Source organism: Streptomyces sp. NPDC004788 (assembly GCF_053601115.1).
The window spans coordinates 63,393-81,578 of the sequence record NZ_JBSGBF010000019.1; the positions used below are offsets into that span (position 1 = coordinate 63,393).

Annotated in this window: 14 protein-coding genes; 7 read left to right on the forward strand and 7 right to left on the reverse strand. The window is 73.2% G+C overall.

The features are described 5' to 3' along the window. Positions 1 to 14: 14 nt before the first annotated feature. The 7 genes from ACWEJX_RS11660 to ku all read right to left on the reverse strand — a co-directional run bounded on the left by ACWEJX_RS11660 (position 15) and on the right by ku (position 8,553). Positions 15 to 452: a nuclear transport factor 2 family protein gene (locus tag ACWEJX_RS11660; protein ID WP_451607297.1), complete on the reverse strand. Its 438-nt coding sequence runs from the start codon at positions 450 to 452 to the stop codon at positions 15 to 17. Positions 453 to 463: 11 nt separating this feature from the next. After that, positions 464 to 1,390, reverse strand: a complete 927-nt coding sequence (locus tag ACWEJX_RS11665) for an NAD-dependent epimerase/dehydratase family protein (RefSeq protein ID WP_451607298.1) — start codon at positions 1,388 to 1,390, stop codon at positions 464 to 466. A gap of 53 nt (positions 1,391 to 1,443) precedes the next feature. After that, on the reverse strand, positions 1,444 to 4,209 hold the full coding sequence (locus tag ACWEJX_RS11670; protein WP_451607299.1) for an alpha/beta fold hydrolase: 2,766 nt from the start codon (positions 4,207 to 4,209) through the stop codon (positions 1,444 to 1,446). A gap of 300 nt (positions 4,210 to 4,509) precedes the next feature. After that, the gene (locus tag ACWEJX_RS11675) at positions 4,510 to 5,214 is read right to left on the reverse strand and encodes a 4'-phosphopantetheinyl transferase family protein (RefSeq protein ID WP_451607300.1); all 705 of its coding nucleotides are present in this window, start codon (positions 5,212 to 5,214) and stop codon (positions 4,510 to 4,512) included. Positions 5,215 to 5,314: 100 nt separating this feature from the next. Then, positions 5,315 to 6,127 (reverse strand): helix-turn-helix domain-containing protein, encoded by an 813-nt coding sequence (locus ACWEJX_RS11680; protein ID WP_451607301.1) that lies wholly within the window; start codon positions 6,125 to 6,127, stop codon positions 5,315 to 5,317. Positions 6,128 to 6,244: 117 nt separating this feature from the next. Next, a complete protein-coding gene (locus ACWEJX_RS11685) occupies positions 6,245 to 6,883 on the reverse strand; it encodes a response regulator transcription factor (protein ID WP_451607302.1) in 639 nt (212 codons plus the stop codon). Positions 6,884 to 7,419: 536 nt separating this feature from the next. Next, entirely contained in the window at positions 7,420 to 8,553 is a 1,134-nt protein-coding gene (gene ku, locus ACWEJX_RS11690; RefSeq protein WP_451607303.1) for a non-homologous end joining protein Ku, read from the reverse strand. A gap of 42 nt (positions 8,554 to 8,595) precedes the next feature. Here ku and ligD point away from each other — a divergent pair, with 42 nt between their 5' ends. The 7 genes from ligD to ACWEJX_RS11725 all read left to right on the forward strand — a co-directional run bounded on the left by ligD (position 8,596) and on the right by ACWEJX_RS11725 (position 18,172). Beyond that, positions 8,596 to 9,492 (forward strand): non-homologous end-joining DNA ligase, encoded by an 897-nt coding sequence (gene ligD, locus ACWEJX_RS11695; protein WP_451607304.1) that lies wholly within the window; start codon positions 8,596 to 8,598, stop codon positions 9,490 to 9,492. Continuing rightward, positions 9,489 to 10,487 (forward strand): ATP-dependent DNA ligase, encoded by a 999-nt coding sequence (locus ACWEJX_RS11700; RefSeq protein WP_451607305.1) that lies wholly within the window; start codon positions 9,489 to 9,491, stop codon positions 10,485 to 10,487. Before ligD ends, ACWEJX_RS11700 begins: the two co-directional genes overlap by 4 nt. A 431-nt stretch (positions 10,488 to 10,918) precedes the next feature. Next, the gene (locus ACWEJX_RS11705; RefSeq protein WP_451607306.1) at positions 10,919 to 13,012 is read left to right on the forward strand and encodes a PBS lyase; all 2,094 of its coding nucleotides are present in this window, start codon (positions 10,919 to 10,921) and stop codon (positions 13,010 to 13,012) included. Positions 13,013 to 13,082: 70 nt separating this feature from the next. Next, positions 13,083 to 13,856, forward strand: a complete 774-nt coding sequence (locus ACWEJX_RS11710; protein ID WP_451607307.1) for a hypothetical protein — start codon at positions 13,083 to 13,085, stop codon at positions 13,854 to 13,856. Further along, positions 13,853 to 15,136 (forward strand): ATP-binding protein, encoded by a 1,284-nt coding sequence (locus ACWEJX_RS11715; protein WP_451607308.1) that lies wholly within the window; start codon positions 13,853 to 13,855, stop codon positions 15,134 to 15,136. Before ACWEJX_RS11710 ends, ACWEJX_RS11715 begins: the two co-directional genes overlap by 4 nt. Positions 15,137 to 15,273: 137 nt before the next feature. Further along, a complete protein-coding gene (locus ACWEJX_RS11720; protein WP_451607309.1) occupies positions 15,274 to 16,683 on the forward strand; it encodes an FtsW/RodA/SpoVE family cell cycle protein in 1,410 nt (469 codons plus the stop codon). Positions 16,684 to 16,693: 10 nt separating this feature from the next. Beyond that, complete coding sequence (locus ACWEJX_RS11725) at positions 16,694 to 18,172, forward strand: penicillin-binding transpeptidase domain-containing protein (RefSeq protein ID WP_451607310.1); 1,479 nt, start codon at positions 16,694 to 16,696, stop codon at positions 18,170 to 18,172. Positions 18,173 to 18,186 lie beyond the last annotated feature (14 nt).

An 18,186-nucleotide genomic window follows, 5' to 3' on the forward strand; every position in this document is an offset into this window, starting at 1 on the left:
GGCCGGGGCACCCGTCAGCTCTCGATCACCCGGTGGAACGCGACCGTGTCGAAGATGTCCTCCATGCGCACGGCCTTGCCGTCGCGGAACGTCCACGAGTGGACGAACTGCAGCGTCTCGGTGTGGCCGGAGCGGGAGGTGACGTCACGGACGCCGAAAACGACGACCCGGTCGCCGTTGTCGAGGAACTCCAGCGGCTGGAGCTTCATCCCGCCGAGCACGGTGGGGACGTGGGCCAGGAAGGCGCGGACGCCGGCGTGGCCGTGCTTGGTGCCGCCGAGGCCGTACTTGTCCATGCTCTCGGGGTGGATCCACTGCATGTCCTCGGCCATGGTCGCGACGAGCGCGTCGACGTCACGGTCGCGGAAGGCCGCGTAGGCGGCGTGGATCAGGTCCAGGTTGCTCACGGTGGAGGCCGTGCCGGAGGTCGAGGTGGGGGTCGTGGTGGTCATCTGCGCGTGCCTCAGGCCTTCTTCGCGTACTCGGGATACATGGACTCGACCGTGCGGCGGATGCCCTCGCGCCAGTCGACCTTGCACGGGCCGGTCAGCTGCTTCCGCAGCGTCGGGTCGAACTGGTAGGTCTCGCGGGTGACCTCGCTCGGCGCGAGCTTGGCCTCGACGCCGGTGAGCTCCTCCAGGTAGCGGACGCAGTCGGTCATGCCGACGGACTCGTCGCCGCCCCAGTTGGTGAGGGTGGCGGGCACGGTCGCCGCGTTCCACAGGTGCGGGACCTGCTCGATCAGGTCGTCGGTGTAGAGCAGGGAGCACCAGTTCTGGCCCTCGATCGGGACCGGGATGGGCTCGCCGGCGAGCATCCGCTTGAAGTAGATCATCGGCACGCCGCCGTAACCGCCGGGACCGTACGCGATGTTGAGGCGGGCGATGATGGTGGGCAGGCCGAGCGTCTGCGCGTACGCGCGGACCGCGCCCTCCGTGGCTATCTTGACGACCGGGTAGACCGGCAGCCAGTCGGCGACGCCGTCGACCGGGTCGGTCTCCTTGTACTTGTGGTCGAGCGTCTGGCGCTTGTAGAGCGCGCCGGTCGACACGTACAGGAACGCCTCGGCCGTACGGCAGTGGGTCATCAGGCGCCCGGCGGCAACCGTGTTGACCTCGATGGCCTTGTTGAAGTCGCCGTCCTCACCGCGGTTCACGGCGGAGTGGATGACGTGCGTGAAGTCCTCGGGCAGGCCCTTGAGGCCGTCCTCGCTGGTGTCGTTCATGTCCCAGCGGAAGGTGGTGATGCCGTGCTCGCGCAGCGCCTCCTCCGAACCCGGGGAGCCGAAGCGGCCCAGCGCCCAGACCTCGTTGTCCTTGGCCAGCGCCTTGGCGACCGGGCCGGCCACCTGTCCGGTGCCGCCGGTGACCAGGATCTTCTTGCCTTGCATGGTGGTTCGATCCCCTCAGATTGATCAGATGGTGGTACGGGTGGCCCGTGGGCCTACTTGCCGTCGCCGAGCGCCCGGTCGAGCTCCTTGCGGAGGATCGACTGGAAGCTCGCCACGTGCTGCGGACCCATGAGCGTGTAGTGCTCGCCGGGGACGTCGATGAAGTTGACGTCGTCGGAGTGCTCCTTCCAGCGGCTCAGCTCATTGTTGAGCCAGTCTTCCTTGGTCCCGCGCAGCGGGATCGCGTAGAAGACCGACATCGCGCGCACCCGGCCGGACGGGGAGTAGGTGCGGCCCAGGTTGGTGAGGCCGTCGGCGAGCTCGGCCCAGGCCGTGAACTTCGGCAGGTCCAGGTCGAGTTCGGCGAGCCGGGCCTGCGGCGCGTTGTCGATGAAGTACGCGAGCTGCTCCTCCTTCGACAGGTGGCGCAGCTGCGCCGGCAGCTCCAGCGACTGCTTCTTGTCGATCAGCGCCAGGAAGAAGGCCAGGTTGGCGGCGGTCTCGACGAAGTCGAGTTCGTCCATGCGGTACTTGATGTGCGGCGGCAGGTTGAAGCTGCCGACGAAGTCGACCTTCTCGCCCTCGGCCTCCAGGACCTTGGCCATCTCGAAGGCGACGGCGCCGCCGTAGGAGTAGCCGGCCAGCGCGTAGGGGCCGTGCGGCTGCTTCTCGCGGATGGCGGCCACGTAGGTGGAGACCATCTCCTCGAAGCTCTCGAAGGGCTTCTCGCCGGGGTTGAAGCCGCGGGCGCGCAGCGCGTAGAACGGCCGGTCGCCGACGAAGTACTTGGCGAGGTTGACGAAGACGAGGACCTCGCCGACGCCGGGGTGGACGCAGAACAGCGGCGTCTTGTCGCCGATGACCTGCATGGGCACGATCGGGTCGTACGGGCGCTCCACGACGCCGCTGGCGTCCTCGGCGAGCCGGGCGGCGAGCTGGCGGACCGTGGGGTTGGTGAGGACGGTGATGACCTGGAGGTCGTTCGCGCCGAGGCGCTGGGCGACCAGGCTGCGCAGCCGCAGGATGTCCAGCGAGGTGCCGCCGAGGTCGAAGAAGTTGGCGGTGGCGCTCAGCTTCGCCGGGTCGGTGTCGAACATCTCGGCGTAGATCCCGGCGAGGACCGTCTCGGTCTCGCCCTCGGGCGCGGTGTAGCCGCCGAGGCGGCGCAGGATGAGGTCGGCGACGGCGTCGACGGTCTCGGCGTACGCGCCGGCCTCCAGGCGCTTGCGCATCAGCGGGCGCTGGATCTTGCCGAGGCTGGTCTTGGGGAAGGCGTCCTTCGGCAGCGGCAGGATCAGCGAGGGGCGGAAGCCCCAGTGCATGACGACGCTGGAGCGGACGGCGGAGAGCACGCGGTAGAGGGCGAGTTCGTCGCCCTCCTCGGTCTCCGGGTGGAAGGCGATGACGAGCTGCTCGGTGTCGGAGCCGGGGGCGCGGGTCGGGAAGGCGGCGACGTAGGAGCGGGCGACGTCGTCGAGCTCCTGGAGCAGGGTCTCGATGTCGTGGCTGAAGTAGTTGACGCCGTTGACGATGATGCTGTCCTTGCTGCGGCCGACCAGGGTGAGCCGGCCCTCGTCGATCCGGCCGAGGTCGCCGCTGCGGAACCAGCCGTCGGCGGTGAATGCCTCCTTCGTGGCCTGCTCGTTGTTGTGGTAGCCGGGCGTGATCATCGGGCCGATGAGCTGGAGCTCGCCGACCTCGCCCTCGCCGAGCGGGCGGTCGAGCTCGTCGGCGACGCGGATCCGCAGGCCGTCGACGGGGCGGCCGAGGTTGGCGAACTCCTGGCCCTGGTCGGAGAGCGGGAACTCGCGGGAGTAGATGGAGCCGGCGCAGGTCTCGGTCATGCCGAAGGCGGGCCACACGGTGTCGCCCTTGAGGCCGTACGGCGCGAAGCGCTCCAGGAAGGTCTCGCCGGTGGCGCGGACGACGGCCTCGCCGCCGCTGATGATGTGGCGCAGCTTGGAGAGGTCCACCGGGCCGTGCTCGGTGAGCCGGTCGGCGGCGGCGTTGAGCAGGCCGAGCAGGAAGTTCGGGGTGAACGTCATGGTGACGCCGTAGCGGGAGATCAGCCGCAGGAAGTCGAGCGGCTCGCCGAGGACGACGGCGGCCTGGACGTGCAGCTGGGTGGCGCCGACGGACAGCGGCAGCAGGTGGCACTCCAGGAGCGCGGCGACGTGGTCGAAGGAGACCCAGTTGAGCGAGATGTCGTCGGCGCCGATGCGGTGGGCGCTGTTCTTGCCGGCCATGGAGGCGAGCAGGTTGGCGTGGGTGAGGCGGACGGCCTTGGAGTTGCCGGTGGAGCCGGAGGTGAGGACGAGCAGCGCGGTGTCCTCGGGCGCGGCCTCGTGCAGCGTCGCGGTGTCGGCCGGCTCGGCCGCGTACAGCGTCTCCAGGGCGGTGACGGCCAGGCCGTCGACGCGGGGAAGTTCGGCGGCGAGGGACTCGCTGGTGACGACCAGCGGGTGGTCGAGGAGGGTGTCGACGTGCCCGAGCTGGGCGGCCCAGCGTTCCGGGTCGCCGCCGAGCGGGGCCATGGGCACGGGTATGTAGCCGCCGAGGAGGCAGGCCCAGAAGGCGGTCAGGAACTCCTGCGGGCGCTCCAGGAGCAGCACGACCTTGTCCTGCGGCGCGAGGCCGCGCTCGCGCAGGGCGGTGAGGACCCGGCGGGCCTCGCGGACGAGTTCGGGATACGGCTGGAGGTGGCTGTCCTCGGAGGTGGCATCGCCCTCGTGGTAGAGGACCCCGTTGCCGGGGTGGTCCTCCGCCGCCTGGAGCAGCAGGTCGGCGACGGTCCGGATCGATGGGATGGCCACGGTCATGGCGATGTCCTCTCTTCGCTGAGTGGGGTGTACGGTGCGGGCGCTCCGCGCGAGGGCCGTGTGCACGGTTCGCGTGAGGGGCCCTGTGACGGGTCCGGAAACACGGCCGCCGCCGGCCGCGGGATGGGCGGCGCGACGGCGGCGTCGGGTTTCGTGGGGGGCGGGGATCTACCGGGCCGGAAGGGTGCTTCCGGCTGGGCTGGTCACGCGGTGGAGGCAACGCACCGGACCTTGACAACCAGCTTCTTCGGACGGGCCGCCGGGTTCAATGGGCATCGTGTCAGAGCTCTGTCGGGTTTCTCAAATCCCGGTCGGAGTGTGCGGGTTGTCGGGGATTTCGGTCGGGGACGCGAGCCGGTGGAGGCGAGGTGCCGGGGCGTCGGACCGTGGTGCGTGGACGGCGAGCGCGGCGTGGTGGCGGGGGCCGCACGGCAGGTCGTGGACGGTCCAGCCGGCCGGCTCGCCGGTGAGGTCGTCGAGGGTGGTGGCCCGGCCGAGGCCGGTGCCGATGCCCTTCAGGTACGCCTCCTTGCGCGCCCAGATCCGGCTCAGGACGGCCGCCCCGCGCTCCGCGTCGGCCGCGGCCTCGACCTCCGCCCGCTCGCGCGGATGCAGCGCGGGCAGCAGGTCCCTTACGGCCGCGGGGACTTGCGCGCACTCGATGTCGGCGCCGACCGGGACGGGCGCGGTCGCGACGAGGACGCGGCCCCGGGTGTGCGACAGCGAGAAGTGCACCGGCGGTTCCGGCACGGCGAGCACCGGCCGCCCGTGCGGCGCCCCGCAGCACGGACACGGTTCCCGCGCGAACACCAGCTCCCCGGGCCGCTCCCCCAACAACCGCCCGAGCACGGCGCGCAGCGCGACGTGCGCGGCGGTGTAGAGCCGCCGGTCCTCGGCCCGGAGGAAGGAGGCGGCACGCTCGCGTTCGTGCGCGTCGAGGGTGGCGGTGTCGAGGTCGTCGGCGGAGCTCTCGGCGAGCTCCAGAAGCCAGGCTTCGGCCTGCATGATGCGGTGTCCTCACGGGGCGGCGACGGGCGCACGGCGTCGCCCCGCCGGCCTGGTGGGCGGGCGGGGCGAGGGCGGTGCGGGATGCGGAGTAAGGGAGTTACGAAGCGGAGGCGCGACTCGCCGTCGTCGCCGGGGTGCGGCGGCGGCTGAAGGTGGTGTGGACGTCGGTTTCGGCGTAGTAGGTGCGGCCGCCGAGGTTGCGGCGGCGCCAGCGCTGTTCGCTGGCGAGGCGGTAGACAGTGCCGGTGGCCGCGCCGAAGAGTTCGGCGATGTCCCGGGCGGTGAGCCAGCGTTCGCCCGATTCGGGGGCGGCCGCGCGGCGCAGCCGGGACCAGTCGGGGGCGCCCCAGCGGTGCGCGTGGTCGGCGTCGCACTCGATGTGCCGGGCGCCGGGCGGGACCGCGAGCCGGCCCGTGCAGCCGGGCTCCACGCAGGGTCCGACCGGCACTTCGCGGGCGGGCTCGGCGCGGGCCACCCGACGGGCCGCGCGGGCCAGCCGGTGCAGCTCGCGAGTGGCGTCGGCGGCGGCCGGGTGCGCGGCGAGCCACTCGGCGCTGCGCAGCACGAAGGCCGCGAGGTGCGCCGGGTTGCGCCGGGGTGCCGGGAAGCGGCGTTCGTCGGCGATCAGCCCGCTCCAGGAGGCGAGGGTGGCGACGATCGCCGAACGCACCTCGGCCGCCGGGCCGTTGAGGGGGATCCCGGCGGGCGCCCCGCCGGTGCCGCGCCGTTCGCCGCCGCCGCGAGCGGGTCCGCCGCCGCCGAGCAGCCGCTCGCACTCGGCGTAGAGGCCGGGCAGCTCCTCGACCGTGGCGACCAGCCGGGTGAGACAACCGGGGCAGAGCCGGAGCCCCGGCCGCGCGGATCGTTTGGTGCCGCCGTCGGCGGCGTTGCGCCTGCATTCCTCGCCCACGCACATGGTCCGTGGAGGGATGTGCGTTCCCGGGTGAGTCATTTTCTTTTTTCCGTCCTGTTCCGAAGCCTGCCGAAATGCGCACTGAGCGGAATGGATGTCGAAATCCACCGGATGTCACCCGTGGCCGAGTCTGAATCCGACTCCGCGAATGGTGACGATCCAGTCAGGACAGCCGAGCTTGCTGCGCAGGCTGCTGACATGCGTGTCGACGGTCCGCCGGGACCAGGAATCCCCCCAGATCTGCTGCATGAGCTTTTTGCGCGGCACGACGTTTCCGGTATTGGAGGCGAGCAGATAAAGGACGTCGAACTCCTTGCGGGTGACGTCGATCCGCTTTCCGTCCAGACTGACCTGCCGGGCGCCGGCGTCGATGCGCAGCGGGCCCTGGTCGATGACGTCCACGGCCTGCGGCCGGGGCTTGGCGCGGCGCATGACGGCCTGCATGCGGGCCATCAGCTCGTGGAACCCGTACGGTTTGACCATGTAGTCGTCGGCACCGGCCTGCAGCCCGAGGACGCGGTCGAGCTCGGTGCCGCGCGCGGTGAGCGCGATGATCGGGGTCTCACCGGCGGCGCGGATGGCCCGGCAGACCTCCAGTCCGTCCAGATCCGGCAGTTCGAGGTCGATGAGGACGAGATCGGCGTTGCCGTAGACCTGCAGGGCGGCGCCGCCCGTCTCGACCCTGGTCACCTGGTGGCCGTGCCGGCGGAGGCCCGCCATCAGCGACTCCGCGTACGTGACGTCGCGCTCCACCACCAGGATCCGCCAGGCTTCGCCGGCCGCGGCGGGAATTACGCTTTCCGATATGAGAGGTGCAGGTTTTTCTTGCGTACGCTGACTCATCATCTCCCCCATGGACTAGTGTCCCCAGGAGTCTAAAAACCGCCGCTTCGCTTTGTCAAAGATCCCCGACGTAAACACGTCATGTCGACGGAGTAACGCGGATCATCGAATCGCTCGGGAATGTTCGGGGAATTTTTTTAATCTCCGAGGATACACGGCACGGGTGTGCGACCCGTGCTGGGCGAAGCATTCCGGACACCGTCCATGGAGCTTTGGGCAGGGCCCGGACGGTGCCGAGCGGCCGCCCGGCCGGTCAGGGCGTTGCGAGGCTCGGCCGAAAACAGTCAGGAACACGCGTGTGCGCTGCCCACAGACATGTGCGCCGAGGGCCCGTTCCGCATATGGAGACCTCCTGGAACCGGCATGGGATTCTCTTTGCCCTGGGCCGTGAACGGGTGTGTCGGGGGTCACTTCCGGCCACATTGGCGGAACCGGAGGTTCAGGGCTCAGGCCGTCCGCTTGCGCGGGGTCGCCCTCTTCGCGGCCTCCTTCTTCGTGGCCTTGGTGGCCTTCGCGGCCTGCTTCTTCGCCGCGGTGGATCCGGTGGCGGCGGACTTGGCGGCGGTGGACCTGGTGGCGGTGGACTTCGTGGCCGTGGACTTCGTGGCCGTGGACTTCGTGGCCGTGGACTTCGTCGCGGCCGGCTTCGCCGTCCTCGCCGTGGACTTCCGGGCCGGCGCCGCCGTCTTCTTCGCCGCCGTGCGGGCCGTGGACTTCTTCGCCCCGGTCTCCTTGGGCTCGGCCCGGGACGCCGCCGTCCGCCCCCGCGGCCGGAGTTCGGTGACCTCGGCCGCCTCGCCGCGGGCCTCCTTCGCCGCGCGCACGCTGCTCTCCAGGGCCGCCATCAGGTCGATGACCTTGCCGCCGCCGGCCGCCGCGGGCTCCGCGGGCGCCACGGCCTCGCCGCCCTCCGCCTTGGCCGCGATCATCTCCTCGACGGCCTCCCGGTAGTCGTCGTGCAGGCTGCTGATGTCGACCTCGCCGAGCGTCGCCATCAGGGCGTCCGCCAGGTCGAGTTCGGCCTCCCGCACGGTCACCTGGGTCTCCGGCGCGACGCCCTCCGGGGCGCGGATCTCGTCCGGCCAGAGCAGCCCGTGCATGGCGATCACGTCGTCCACCACCCGCAGCATGCCGAGCCGCTCGCGCCCGCGCAGCGCGAACTTCGCGACCGCCACCTTGTCGCTGCGCTTCAGCGCCTCGCGCAGGAGCGTGTACGGCTTGACGGCGGGCACGCCGTTGGCCGAGAGGTAGTACGCGGCGTCCATCTGGAGCGGGTCGATGTCGCCGGCCGGCACGAAGGCCACGATCTCGATCGTCTTCGCCGTCGGCAGCGGCAGCGCGGCCAGGTCCTCGTCGGTGATCGGGATCATGGTCCCGTCGGCGTCCTCGTACGCCTTGCCGATCTCCGCCTGGGTGACCTCCTCGCCGTCCAGCTCGCACACCTTCTTGTAGCGGATCCGGCCGCCGTCCTCGGTGTGGATCTGCCGGAAGGAGACCGACCGGCTCTCGGTGGCGTTGACCAGCTTGATCGGGATGCTGACCAGGCCGAAGGAAATGGCACCGTTCCAGATGGATCGCACGTTTCATCCCCTTCGTCCTGGTAACCGTGGGATTCTCATCGTATGACGCCCATCACAGAGGTGGCGGGACGGCGGATCGCCCTCAGCAACCTGGACAAGGTCCTGCACCCGGCCACCGGCACCACCAAGGGCGAGCTGCTGCACTACTACGCCACGGTCGGGGCCGCGATCCTGCCGCATCTGCGGGACCGGCCGGTCTCCTTCCTGCGCTACCCGGACGGCCCGGACGGCCAGCTCTTCTTCACCAAGAACCCGCCGCCGGGCACACCCGACTGGGTGAACACCGCCCCCGTGCCCCGGTCCGACGCGCCGGGCGCCCGGCAGGTGCTGGTCCAGGACCTGCCGTCGCTGATGTGGGCGGCGAACCTCGTGGTGGAGTTCCACACCCCGCAGTGGCGGGACGGCTCACTCGGCGTCGCGGACCGGCTGGTCCTCGACCTCGACCCGGGCCCGCCCGCGACCGTCGTCGAGTGCTGCCGGGTCGCCCTCCACCTGCGGGAACGGCTCGCGGCCGACGGCATCACGGCGTACGCGAAGACCTCCGGCGCCAAGGGCCTGCACCTCCTCGCGCCCCTGGAGCCGGCCCCGTCCGAGCAGGTCTCGGCATACGCGCGGCGACTCGCCGTCGAGGCGGAGGCCGAGCTGCCCGGGCTCGTCGTGCACAAGATGGCCAAGGCACTGCGCCCCGGCAAGGTCTTCGTCGACCACAGCCAGAACGCCGCCGCGAAGACCACCGCGACCCCCTACACCCTGCGGGCCCGCCGGCTGCCGGCCGTCTCCGCGCCCGTGACCTGGGAGGAGATCGAGGAGACCGCCGGCGCCGGTGACCCGGACCGGCTCGTCCTGCTCATGGACGACATCGCGCCCCGCCTGGAGGCATACGGCGGCGACCTGCTCGCCCCGCTCTTCGACCCGTCCGCCGCCGGAGCCCTGCCATGACCGGGGAACGGGGCCCTGCCGCGGCCGGCGGCGGGGGCGACGGCGGCGTGGTCCTGCGGCCGCCCGTCGAGGTCATGCGGCCCCGGCCCGCCGACACGATCCCGCCGCAGGGTTCCGTCCCCGGCGGCCTCCAGTACTCCCTCAAGCTCGACGGCTTCCGCGCGCTCGCCTTCGTGCTCGACGGCGGTCAGGTCTTCCTCCAGTCCCGCAACCGGCGCGACCTCGCCCCCGAGTTCCCGGCCGTCGCCGCGTACCTGGGCGAGCGGCTGCCGGCCGGCATCGTCCTGGACGGCGAGCTCTGCGCGTACCGCGAGGGCCGGCTGAGCTTCACCGACCTGCTGCGCTCGCACCGGGAGCGCGAGCGGGCCGGCATCCCCGTCTCGTACATCGCCTTCGACCTGCTCGCCCTGCCCGGCCACGACCTGCGCGGCCGGCCGCTGCGCGAGCGCTGGGAGCTGCTGGGCGCGGCCCTCGCCGGCACCGGGCCGCCGCTCCAGCGGGTGCTCGCCACCGACGACGAGGCGACGGCCCGCGAGTGGTTCGGCGCGCTGCGGGAGGCGGGTGTGGAGGGGGTCGTGGCGAAGGCGTGGAGCTCGGCCTACCGGTCCGGTCACACCTGGCAGTGGCGGAAGGTCCGGCACGCGGACACCCAGGACGCCCTGCTCGTCGGGGTGTTCGGCCCGCCGGACCGCCCGCACGCCGCCCTGGTCCGCCTCCCCGACGGGCGCACCCTGCGCACCACGCCCCGGCTGACCGGCCCGCAGGCCCGCGAGGTCGCCGAGTGGGCGGCGGGGCGGCTCGGCGCGCCGGTGACGGACCCGGAGCACGGGCCCGTGCGCCCGCTCGCCGATCCGCTGCCCGTGGAACTGCTGCTGATCCGGACCCGCCAGGACGTCGCGCGCTTCGTCCGGGTACGGGACGAGCCGTCGGACGCGGCGGCGGACGGACCGGCGGACGCGGCGCCGGACGGGTCGGCGGACGAGCCGCTGGACTGAGCGACCCGCCCCCACGCCCCCCTCCCCGCCGGCCCGGCACGTGGCCTCCGCGGGCGGAACGACACGCCGACGGCGCCGCCCCAGGCCGACAAGCGTCCACGCGGCCGAATCCCGACTCCCCCTCCGCTCCGCTCCGTTCAGGACAAACTCCCTGTGCGCCCGCCGCGCGCGCCCCGGGATGCGCCCCGGCACACAAGTGCGCCGGTGGGACGGGCGCGGAGGGCGGTCCGGATCCGCCGGAGGGGGCGTAAGGGGCGCGGTGGAGCGCCGGGCCGGGGGCCGGCCGGGGTCCCGCGACCGCGCGGACGTGGCGCAAAGCGAACGCCGGGGCGGGGCTTACCGGGCAGGCTCCCGCAGGCGGGGCCTTGTTGTCGGTGCGTTGGTGCACACTTGCGTCCTGGTACAGCGCTCACGGGGAAGGCGGCCTTGGCATGCTGACGGGGATCGAGGAGGTCGACTGGGCCTCGCTGGGTCATGCGTACGGCCCCGCGGACGACGTGCCGGAGCTCCTGCGCGGCCTCGCCTCCGACGACCCCGCCGAGCGCGAGCAGGCCCTCGACGGCATGTACGGGGCGGTGCACCACCAGGGCGACGTGTACGACTCGACGCTCGCCTGCATCCCCTTCCTCCTCGAACTCGTCGCCGACCCCGCGGTCCAGGACCGGGGCGGCATCGTCGAGTTGCTCACCAGCATCGGCGGCATCGAGCTGTCGGACGACGACGAACTGGACGAACTCGACCCGGACGACGCGGAGTTCATTCCGGCGGCGAACTACGCGATGGCCGCGGCGGCGATCGCGGCCGGCGCCGACGTCTTCCTCGGCCTGGTCGACGACCCCGATCCCGAGGTGCGGCTCGCGGCGCCCTGCGCGCTCGCGTCCCTGCACCCCGACCCGGCGCACGTGCTCGACCTGCTGCGCGAGCGGCTGACCGTCGAGCGGGACACCGAGGTGCGGCTCGCGCTGGTCGCGGCCGTGGGACGGATCGCGCTGCGGCACGAGTCGCTGCGCGCCGAGACCGTCGACTGGCTCGGCTGGCTGTCGTACGTGGCCCAGGCACCCGGCCTGCGGCTCGCCGCGCTCGCCCAGCTCGCCCGCTGCGCGCCGGCGGAGATCCCCGCCGACGTGGTGGAGCGGGTCACCACCCTGCTCGACGAGGTCCGCACGGCCCCGCCGGACCGCCCCGTCGAGACCCCGAGGGCCGCCGCCCCGACGCTGATCGGCCAGGTCCGCGAGCTGCTCGAAGAGCACTCGGCGGGCCGCCCCACCCCCTGGACCGAGGAGCTGCTCCGCACCCTGCACACCGCCCTCGACGACCGCGTCGACGACCGCATCGCGCTGATCCTGGCGCAGCTGCGCAGCCCCGACTGGGGGCAGCGGTCGGACGCGGTCTGGCTGTGTGGCGGTCTGATACGAGCCTGGCGCGGGCGGTACGAGGAGGTCGTGCGGCTCGTCGGGGAGCAGCTCGGCGATCCGGAGCCGCGCCTGCGCGAGGCCGCGACCTCCTTCCTTGAGCGGCTCTTCGAGCTCGGCGCGCCCGCCGCCGACGCGCTCGCGGCCCGGCTCACGGCGGGGCCCGTGGGCCCGCTGGGCCTGCCGGGGCCGGGTGCCCGCGCGGGGCGCGGCGGTGCGCTGCTCGCCCTCGCCCGTTCGGGTGATGCCCGCGCGATCCCGCTGCTCGCGCGCGCCCTCGACGAGGAGCGCGAGGTGCGGCGCGAGCTGCTGTACGCGGTGGACGCGCTGGGCCCGGCCGCGCAGCCGCTCGCCCCGGTGCTCCGGCGCCGGCTCGCCGAGGTCGAGCTGGACGAACTGCTGTACGACCGGGCGGCGCCGCTGCTCTTCGCGCTCGGGTCGGTGCGCGGGGCGCAGGCGCTGCCGGAGGTGCTGCGGGTGCTGCGCGAGGCTCCGCCGAACCGGCGGGACCGGGTGCGCGAGGCGTGCCTGCGGACGCTCGCCGCGTTCGGGCCGGTCGCGCGGGAGGCGCTGCCGGACGTGCGGGCGCTGCTCGGCGACGGGTCCGCGGCGGTCTCGACGGTCGCCGCGCAGGCCGTCTGGTCCCTGGACGGCTCCGTGGGCGAGGCGCTCGCCGCGCTCGAGCGCTGGCTGCGTCCCGGCACGACCTGCGCCGAGTGGTGCGCGGCCGCCCAGGCCCTCGGCGCCATCGGCCCCGCGGCGGCGGAGGCGGCCCCCGCGCTCCGGGCCGGCCTGGGCGCGCGCGACCTGTGGGTCCGGGTCCGCTCGGCGGCCGCGCTCTGGCGTGTCTCCGGCGAGGCGGGGACGGTGCTCCCGGTACTCCTGGACGCCTGGGAGGAGAACCGGCACGCCCGCGTGGCCGTGGCCGAGTGCCTGGCCGAGATGGGCCCGCTCGCCGCGGACGCCGAGCCCGCGATCCGCGCGGAGCTGTCCCGAAGACGTCGCCACAACGCCCGCGACGACGGCTCGGGCTCCCACGACGTCCACGAGGACGAGAAGCTGATCACCCTGTGCCGCGCCGCTCTGTCACAGATTGAGCACCCGCTCCGCTAATGGGCAAAAAGGACTTCCCTACGAATAAGGTCTAGGGGAAGACCGACACCCGAGCCGGAGGGAGCAGGGAGTGAGACAGCGCCGCGCCCTGCTGCTGCCCGCCGTCCTCCTCGGCGTGCTCGCCGTCGCCTCCGCCGGGCTCACCGGCTGCGGGCGCCAGGGCGGGCTCAAGAGCGCCGGCCCCTCCCCCGCCGCGATCGGGCCGGTGCGGCTGTGGCCGAGTCTGCCGCCGGCGACGAATCCGCCGTTCGACTACGGCGAGTCCGACACCGAGCGCGTGCCCGGCGTCCGGGTCCCCGACAACGACATCCGCCGGGTCGACCCGGTCGCGGTCGTGCAGGCCGAGGTGCGCGCGCACCGGAACGACCGCTCGGGGCAGGACGGGCTGTACGAGGAGACCGTGAAGGCGGTGCTCGCCTGCACCACGGACCGGGCGCACTGTCCGGTCCTGACGCCGTACTACCGCGACCTCACCGGCAACGGCCGCGACGAGCTGATCGTCGGGATCCGGATGCCGGAGCAGCAGCTCGGGGTCCGCGTCTATCTGGCCGAGAACGACGGCCTGACCCGGATCATGTCCACCGTCGACCAGGTGATCAGCGTCGACGTGGCGGGCCGTGACCTGATCGTGCGGGCGAGTTCGGCCGGGATCCCGGGTTACGAGTACCGGACCGCCTGGTCCTGGGACGAGCAGCAGCGGGCGATGCTGCCGGCCCGGGACGAGATCGTCCGGACCAAGCCGCCGGGCCCGGGCGTCTCGCTGGTGCCGGCGCCGGAATTCGTCAGCCCGAGCCCGTCCCACACCCCCGCGCCGGTGCCGCCCGCGCCCGAGGTGAGCCCGTGAGAGCGCCCCGGCTGCCCGCCTGGACCGCGACGCTCACCTGGAAGGCGGCGCTCTTCATCACGGTGATGTGCTGCGCGCTGGCCGCGCTGCTCGGCGTCCTGGTCCATGTGTCGGTGGCCGGCCAGACGGTGAAGGACTCGCGGGACAAGGCGCTGGCCCGGCTCGGCGAGGTCAGCAGGCTGTACGAGGCGGGCGAGCCGCTGCCGCGCTTCGCCGGGGTGAACCCGCCGGGTATGCCGGACCGGCTGCGGGACCTGGCGGTGCGGGGCGACCGGGGCACGATGGTGGCCGAGTTCGAGGGCCGGCCGACGATGTGGGCGGCGGGCCCGGCGGACGGCCGCGCCCTCGCCGTGCGCATCGACTACACGCAGAGCGCCGCCACCATCGACGGGCTCGACCGTTCGATCCTGGGCTCGTCGGTGCTCGCGATCGGGGCGACGCTGCTGGTCGGCGCGTTCGCGGTCACCCGGATCACCCGGCGGCTGCACGCCACCGCGCAGGTGGCCCGCCGGATCAGCGCGGGCGACCTCGACGCGCGCGTCAACGACCCCCGTACGAAGGACCCTTCGCGCCCGCAGGACGAGGTGGCGACGGTGGCGGGGGCGCTCGACACCATGGCGTCCTCGCTCCAGCGCAAGCTGCAGACCGAGCAGCGGTTCACCGCCGACGTGGCGCACGAGCTGCGCACTCCGCTGACCGGGCTGTCCGCCGCGGCCGAACTGCTGCCCGAGGGGCGCCCGTCGGAGTTGGTGCGGGACCGGGTGCGGGCGATGCGCTCGCTCACCGAGGACCTCCTGGAGATCTCGCGGCTCGACGCCGGCACCGAGCGGGTGGACCTGGCGGTGCACGACCTCGGGCCGCTCGCCGAGCGGGTGGTGCGCGGTTCGGGCACCGACACCGAGGTGCGGGTGGTGCGGGACGCGCGGGTGGAGACGGACCGGCGGCGCCTGGAGCGGGTGCTCGGCAATCTGGTGGCCAACGCGCACCGGCACGGGGCGCCTCCGGTGGTGCTGACCGTGGACGGGCCGGTGGTCACGGTCCGGGACCACGGGGCCGGTTATCCGGCGTACCTCCTGGTGTCGGGTCCGCAGCGGTTCCGCACCGAGAGCGGAGGCAAGGGCGGCCACGGTCTCGGGCTGACCATCGCGGCGGGCCAGGCGGAGGTGATCGGCGCCCGGCTGGACTTCGGCAACGCGCGCCGGACGGAGGGCGGCGGGGCGGTGGCGCGCCTGACGCTTCCGCTCGCCGACCCGGGCGAGCACGGCGACCCCGAGGGCTGACGCCGCCGACGACGACGCCGACGGCTGACCCCGACGCCCGACGGCTCACCTCGACGCCCGACGGCTGACCCCGACGCCCGACGGCTCACCGTCACACAAAAGGGACATAAGGCTTACTGCTTGCTACGTTGCGGACCATGACCGCACCGCCGCCGACCGACTCCAGGGACGCCCGAGCCGCCGGGGACGCACCCCCGCCCGGGGTGCGGATCCCCAAGCGGCGCGGTGTGGAGCTGTCCCTGCTGGTCGGCGCGGTGCTGCTCGCCGTGCTGGGCTACGCCGAGGTCGGTCTGGCCCGCAACGGCGCCGTGCCGCCGGACGCCGCGCGGTACGGCGCCGGGCTCGGCGCCCTCGCGCTCGTCGCGCACCTCGCGGTGCGCTGGCGCGCCCCGTACGCCGATCCGCTCCTGCTGCCGATCGCCGTGCTGCTCAACGGACTCGGCCTGGCCCTGATCTACCGGCTCGACCTGGAGACGCCCGGCGACATCGCCGCGCCGACCCAGCTCGTGTGGTCGACGCTCGGCGTGGGCCTGTTCATCGCGGTGGTCGTGCTGGTCCGGGACCACCGGCTGCTCCAGCGGTACGCCTACCTCTCCGTCGCCGGCGCGCTCGCCCTGATGATCCTGCCGATCTTCTTCCCGGCGGTGAACGGGGCCAAGATCTGGATCCGGATCGGCGGACTCTCCTTCCAGCCCGGCGAGTTCGCGAAGATCCTGCTCGCGGTCTTCTTCGCCGCCTATCTCGCCGCCAGCCGGCACGCGCTCGCCTACACCGGCCGCACGGTGTGGAAGCTCCAGTTCCCCACCGGCCGGGTGCTCGGCCCGATCGTGGCGATCTGGGGTCTGAGCGTCTGCGTGCTCGTCCTGGAGCGGGACCTCGGCACCTCGCTGCTGTTCTTCGGTCTCTTCGTGATCATGCTGTACGTGGCGACCGGGCGCACCGGCTGGATCGCGGTCGGGCTGCTGCTCGCCGCCGCCGGGGCGTTCCTGGTGGGCTCGCTCGAACCGCACGTGCACAGCCGGGTGCAGGACTGGCTGGACCCGTTCGCCTCGATCCGGGCGGGCGAGGGGCCCGGGCAGCTCGCGCAGTCGCTCTTCGCCTTCGCCGCCGGCGGGATGCTCGGCGCGGGCCTGGGCCTCGGCCACTCGGTGCTCATCGGCTTCGCCGCCAAGTCCGACTTCATCCTCGCCACCGTCGGCGAGGAGCTGGGCCTGGTGGGCCTGACCGCCGTCTTCCTGCTGTACGCGCTGCTCGTCGCCCGCGGCTACCGCGCCGGGCTGGCGCTGCGCGACCCCTTCGGCCGGCTGCTCGCGATCGGGCTCGCCTCGATCCTCGCGCTCCAGGTCTTCGTCATCGCCGGCGGGGTGATGGGCCTGATCCCGCTCACCGGCATGGCGATGCCGTTCCTCGCCCAGGGCGGCTCCTCGGTCGTCACCAACTGGGTCATCATCGCGCTGCTCGTCCGGGTCTCCGACTCGGCGCGCGCCCCGCGCCCCGACATGGCCGACACCGGGGTCATCGCCCCGATCACGGAGGACGCGCAGTGAAGGAGACCAGGTGATCCGGTACATCCGACGGGCCGCCGCGCTCTGTCTCGCGCTGCTCGTGGCGCTGCTCGTGAACGCGGCCCGGGTGATGGTCGTCGAGGCCGACTCGTACGACGACAACCCGGCGAACCGGCGGATCGCCATCACCCGCTGGGGCCAGCCGCGCGGCGAGATCGTCGTGGACGGCCGCCCGGTCACCGGCTCCCGGGACAGCGGCCAGCAGCTGCGCTACGAACGCACCTACACCCAGGGGCCGTTGTACGCGCCGGTGACCGGCTACGCCTCCCAGACGTACGGCACCACACTCCTGGAGAGCGCCGAGGACGGCCTGCTCTCGGGCACCGATCCGCTGCTCGCGCCGTTCCCGCTGTGGAACGACCTGAGCCGGGACCGACAGCCCGGCGGGGACGTCGTCACCACGATCCGGGCCGGCATGCAGCAGGCCGCCTTCCGCGGCCTGGACGGCAGGCGGGGCGCGGTGGTGGCGGTCGAGCCGGCGAGCGGCCGGATCCTGGCCCTGGTCTCCTCGCCCTCGTACGACCCGGGCGTGCTCTCCGGTACGGGCAGCGCGGTCACCGCCGCGTGGCGGCGGCTCAACGCCTCGCCGAACCAGCCGATGCTGGCCCGGGCGATCCGGCAGACCTATCCGCCGGGCTCCACCTTCAAGATCGTGACCGCGGCGGCGGCCCTGGACGCGGGCGTGGTCACCGACGTCGACGCGCCGACCGGGACGCCCGACCCGTTCGTGCTGCCGGGCACCCGCCAGGTGCTGCCCAACGAGGCCACCGGCTGCGAGAACGCGTCCCTCGCGTACGCGATCCAGTGGTCCTGCAACACGGTGATGGCGGGGCTCGGGGTGAAGGTCGGGCTCGCCGGGATGGTGGAGGCGGTGCGCGGCTTCGGCTTCGACGACACCGGCCTGCGCATCCCGTCCTGGGTGGCGAAGTCCAACTTCGACACGGACATGGGCGACGACCAGCTGGCGCTGTCGTCCATCGGCCAGTTCGACACGGCGGCCACCCCGCTCCAGATGGCCCTGGTCGCCTCCGCCGTCGCCAACAACGGCGAGATCGCCCAGCCCCACCTGGTCGAGCGCACCACGACCTCCGGCGGCACGACGGTGGCGACCACCGGCCGCCGCACCTACCGCCAGGCGATGTCCCCGGCCACCGCGACCCGGCTGCGCGAGCTGATGGTCCGCGCGGTCGAGGACGGCACCGGCACCAACGCGGCCATCCCGGGCGCCCTGGTCGGCGGCAAGACGGGCACGGCCCAGCACGGCCTGGGCAACGCGGGCACCCCGTACGCCTGGTTCATCGCCTGGGCCCAGGCGGCGGACTCGGCGCAGCCGGCGGTGGCGGTCGCGGTCGTGGTCGAGGACGCGGAGGCGAACCGCACGGACATCAGCGGCGGCGGCAGCGCGGCGCCGATCGCGCGGGCGGTGATGGAGGAGGGGCTGCGGCTGGAGGCGGCGGCGCGGGGGAGGTAGCTCCACCTGTCCCG

What these genes read in the sequence shown, in the direction of transcription:
- ACWEJX_RS11660 (WP_451607297.1), bottom strand. Translation starts at nt 452, where the DNA reads ATGACCACCACGACCCCCACCTCGACCTCCGGCACGGCCTCCACCGTG.
- ACWEJX_RS11665 (WP_451607298.1), bottom strand. Translation starts at nt 1,390, where the DNA reads ATGCAAGGCAAGAAGATCCTGGTCACCGGCGGCACCGGACAGGTGGCC.
- ACWEJX_RS11670 (WP_451607299.1), bottom strand. Translation starts at nt 4,209, where the DNA reads ATGACCGTGGCCATCCCATCGATCCGGACCGTCGCCGACCTGCTGCTC.
- ACWEJX_RS11675 (WP_451607300.1), bottom strand. Translation starts at nt 5,214, where the DNA reads ATGCAGGCCGAAGCCTGGCTTCTGGAGCTCGCCGAGAGCTCCGCCGAC.
- ligD (WP_451607304.1), top strand. Translation starts at nt 8,596, where the DNA reads ATGACGCCCATCACAGAGGTGGCGGGACGGCGGATCGCCCTCAGCAAC.
- ACWEJX_RS11700 (WP_451607305.1), top strand. Translation starts at nt 9,489, where the DNA reads ATGACCGGGGAACGGGGCCCTGCCGCGGCCGGCGGCGGGGGCGACGGC.
- ACWEJX_RS11705 (WP_451607306.1), top strand. Translation starts at nt 10,919, where the DNA reads ATGCTGACGGGGATCGAGGAGGTCGACTGGGCCTCGCTGGGTCATGCG.
- ACWEJX_RS11720 (WP_451607309.1), top strand. Translation starts at nt 15,274, where the DNA reads ATGACCGCACCGCCGCCGACCGACTCCAGGGACGCCCGAGCCGCCGGG.